Source organism: Mesorhizobium sp. M1312, from assembly GCF_040318115.1.
Classification (GTDB): domain Bacteria; phylum Pseudomonadota; class Alphaproteobacteria; order Rhizobiales; family Rhizobiaceae; genus Mesorhizobium.
In genome coordinates, this window is sequence record NZ_JAMYLQ010000079.1 from 1 (window position 1) to 3,530 (window position 3,530).

At 61.0% G+C, this 3,530-nt stretch carries 2 protein-coding genes and 1 pseudogene; all 3 read left to right on the forward strand.

Features of this window, described 5'->3' with window-relative positions; translation table 11 throughout:
• On the forward strand, positions 1-1,165 hold a 1,165-nt coding region (locus NKH36_RS34445), incomplete at its 5' end, for a Kae1-like domain-containing protein (protein ID WP_502912178.1).
• A gap of 283 nt (positions 1,166-1,448) precedes the next feature.
• Positions 1,449-2,477: an IS110 family RNA-guided transposase gene (locus tag NKH36_RS34450; protein WP_352962893.1), complete on the forward strand. Its 1,029-nt coding sequence runs from the start codon at positions 1,449-1,451 to the stop codon at positions 2,475-2,477.
• 339 nt (positions 2,478-2,816) lie between these two features.
• Positions 2,817-3,530, forward strand: a pseudogene (locus tag NKH36_RS34455) (ISL3 family transposase); the annotation flags it as partial.

A 3,530-nucleotide genomic window follows, 5' to 3' on the forward strand; every position in this document is an offset into this window, starting at 1 on the left:
AATGGTTCGGATCGGCTTAAGCAACCAAATCCTACGTCATTTCAAGGCTTGCGCCACATCCACCAACCCCCATGAATTTTTCAGGCTAAAGGCCGCGTTCTGCTTGGCGGGCGACGGCAACGCGCTGCTGTCGCAGCATCTCGGCGACCTCGACGAGCTGAAGAACCAGAACGCGTGGAGGCAGGCGTTGGGGCTGTATCGAAGCCTGTTCGACACGAAGCCGGACCTCATTGTGGCCGACCGGAATCCGGGCTACCGTTCGACCCAGCTTGCCATGGAGCTTGCCCGTGAGACCGCGGCGAGGTTTGTGCAGGTCCAGCACCATCACGCGCATCTCGCCTCGTGCCTTGCCCAGCACGGCCGCGCAATCGACGCACCGCCGGTGCTGGGCATTATCCTCGACGGTCTCGGATACGGCGATGACGGCACGATCTGGGGCGGCGAGTTCCTGCTCGGCGGCTATCGAGGGTTCCGGAGGCTGGCATACTTCGAGCCGGTCGCCATGCCCGGCGGCGACAAGGCCAGCCTCGAGCCGTGGCGCAATGCCTATGCGCATCTGCGGGCGGCTTTCGGTCCGGATTTCCTGGCCAAGCTTCCCGCCGATCGGCCCTTCGTCCCCGCCTTGGCCGAAAAGCCGCTTCGGGTGCTGGACCGGATGATCGAGAGGGGCGTCAATGCTCCGCTTGCCTCCTCGGCGGGGCGGCTTTTCGATGCCTGCGCGGCAGTCCTCGGCATCTGTTTGGAGGGCCAGAGCTACGAAGGGCAAGCCGGCATGGAGATGGAGGCGCTCGCCAGCCCGTTCATGGATGCGGCCGAGGCTTGGCCAGCAACCTCGCGGAAGGGACCGGTTATCTCCTGGAAAGGTCTGTGGGAAGCGCTTCTTCGTGATCAGGCTTTGGGCGTCGAAACCGGGCTGATTGCTGCGCGCTTCCACAGGACGCTGATAGAGATCATCTCGCGGAAAGCCATCGGACTCACTAACGAAAACGGCGTCGGCACGGTCGCACTGTCCGGTGGCGCTTTCCAGAATCGGCTGCTGCTCAAAGGCGTACTTGCCGAGCTCACAGTCGCAGGATTGGAGGGGCTGGCGCACGTAAGCGTTCCCGCAAACGACGGCGGTCTGGCGCTCGGCCAGGCAACGATCGGCCTAGCCCTTTCGCATTGAGACCAATCGTTGAAGAAAAATATCAGCATCGTCCAAATAAGGCGCTGCGCATTGTGACGTGCGGCGGCCAGCTTTGCGCATTTCGTCCGGGCCGTGAGTGGCTGATCGCGTATCGCCGGGTAAAAGGACTAGCCAGGAATGATGCTCCGAGGGAATCGTCGAGGACGGGTACGCAGCCAAGGATCGTGTCGCTTGGCAGATGGGGTGGTTGCCGTCCTCCCCTAACGGCATCGCAATGTGCCAAGGTGATGTGGTGTAAGCCACAGAACAGAGAGGACGGCGGATGAAGGATACGTTGATCGGAGTGGATCTGGCAAAGAATGTTTTCCAGCTACACGGGGCGTCGATGACAGGCGATGTGAAGTACCGCAAGAAACTGTCTCGCGGGCAGTTCTTCAGGTTCATGTCAGAGCAGCCACCGGCACTTGTTGTTATGGAAGCCTGCGGCAGCGCCCATTACTGGGCGCGCGAGTTGGTGAAGCTGGGCCATGCAGTCAAGCTGATCGCGCCGCAATATGTGCGCCCGTTCGTGAAGCGGCAGAAGAACGACGCGACCGATGCCGAGGCAATCGTCATTGCGGCCCGTCAGCCTGAAATGCGCTTTGTCGAGCCTAAGACCGCTGATCAGCAAGCGCGGGCGGTTCTGTTTCGGGCGCGCGAGCGTATTGTTCACCAGCGAACGGAATTGGTGAACGTTCTGCGCGCCGTTCTCTACGAATATGGGCAGGTCATTCCGCAGGGGATTGGTCACATCAAGCGCATTGAGGCGATTGTCGAGAATGCTGAGATCGGCCTGCCCGAGCTTGTGCAGGAGGAATGCCGCGACCTTCTGGATCAGATCGGCGAGAAGACGGCCCGGATCGAAGAAAAGGCCAAGAAGCTCGCGGAACTGTCCCGGCAGAGTGAAACCGCGCGCCGGCTTCAGACCATGCCGGGTGTGGGGCCGCTGATCGCACTGGCCGTCGAAGCTTTCGCGCCAACGATGCAGAGCTTCCGATGCGGTCGGGACTTTGCTGCTTGGCTCGGCCTCGTTCCACGACAGTTCTCTTCTGGCGGGAAAGAAAGGCTCGGCCGGGTGTCGAAGGCTGGTCAGGCCGACATCCGCAGGCTCCTGATTCTCGGGGCAATGGCCCGCGTGAGTTGGGCGGGTCGCAAACCGCCAGCGCAAGGATCGTGGCTTTCGCGGATGCTCGCGAAGAAGCCGCGCATGCTGGTGGCGATCGCACTGGCGAACAAGATGGCTCGGAAAATATGGGCCATGCTGACGAAGCAGGAAGATTATCGAGACCCGGCTCTGGCTGTGGCGGCGTGACGAGAAACCACCGCGGATAACCAGGACTGGCAAGGAGGTGTGAGAAGTCGATGACCTGAATGGGCGCATGATCGAACAGATCTGGACCGGGAAAACCAGAAATTAACTGAGGGCATAGAGCTCGTTTGGCAGATTTGGACCCGATCCGCACATCACCATACCGGCCAGCGGCTTCTGAAAGTGCCGCAAATAAGGCCTGACAGAAGACCGCACTCGATCACACGTCAAAAAGGTCAGACACTACTTGCGCAACGGACGGCAACCACAGAAGTTAATGGGGCTCTGCCTCACTTTGTGTGGTTCATTCGCCGTTGGCGAGGGATGCCGCTATGTGCGGGTATGCGAACGAAAACAAAATGGTCCCCCGGCCCAGGGGCTAAAATACGGGGTGTCGCGCTCACTGATGATGACAGTTGGCCTGTTTCCGCTGCCGGACCGGCGTTCGGCATTTGCCCCGATTGCGGACGACGGACCCGAAGTCGGCATGGCTGGTCCAACCGCAGCCTTCAGAATCTGCCGGTCCAGGGCAAGACCGTGACGGTGAAGCCTCGGTTGAGCCGCTGGCGGTGCGCACATTAGAAATGTGAACGACAAACGTTCACCGACCGTCTGCCGACGATTGCTTCCCCTTATGCGCGCCGGACAAGGAGTCGCGGAGATTGTCGGTTTGCTCGGCCAGAACACCGGCGGCCGTCCCGGCGAGCGCTTGATGCGACGGCTAAGCATGCCGGTCAGCGACGACACTATCCTGCGGCAGCTGAAGCGAGATACCGCGATCGCTCACAGCAATGCCACCATTCGGGTCGTTGGCATCGATGACTGGAGCTGGCGGCGATCATGGCGCTACGGCACGATGATCGTGGACCTGGAGCGCCCATTCGGTTGTCGATATCCTGGATGACCCAAGCGTGGCGAGTGCGTCGCAATGGCTAGAGCGGCACCCTGCCGTCGAGATCGTGAGCCGAGAGCGATGCGGGCTCTATGCGCAAGCTGTTCGCGAGGGTGCACCGCAAGCGCGCCAGGTGGCTGATCGGTTCCATCTCATGCAGAATC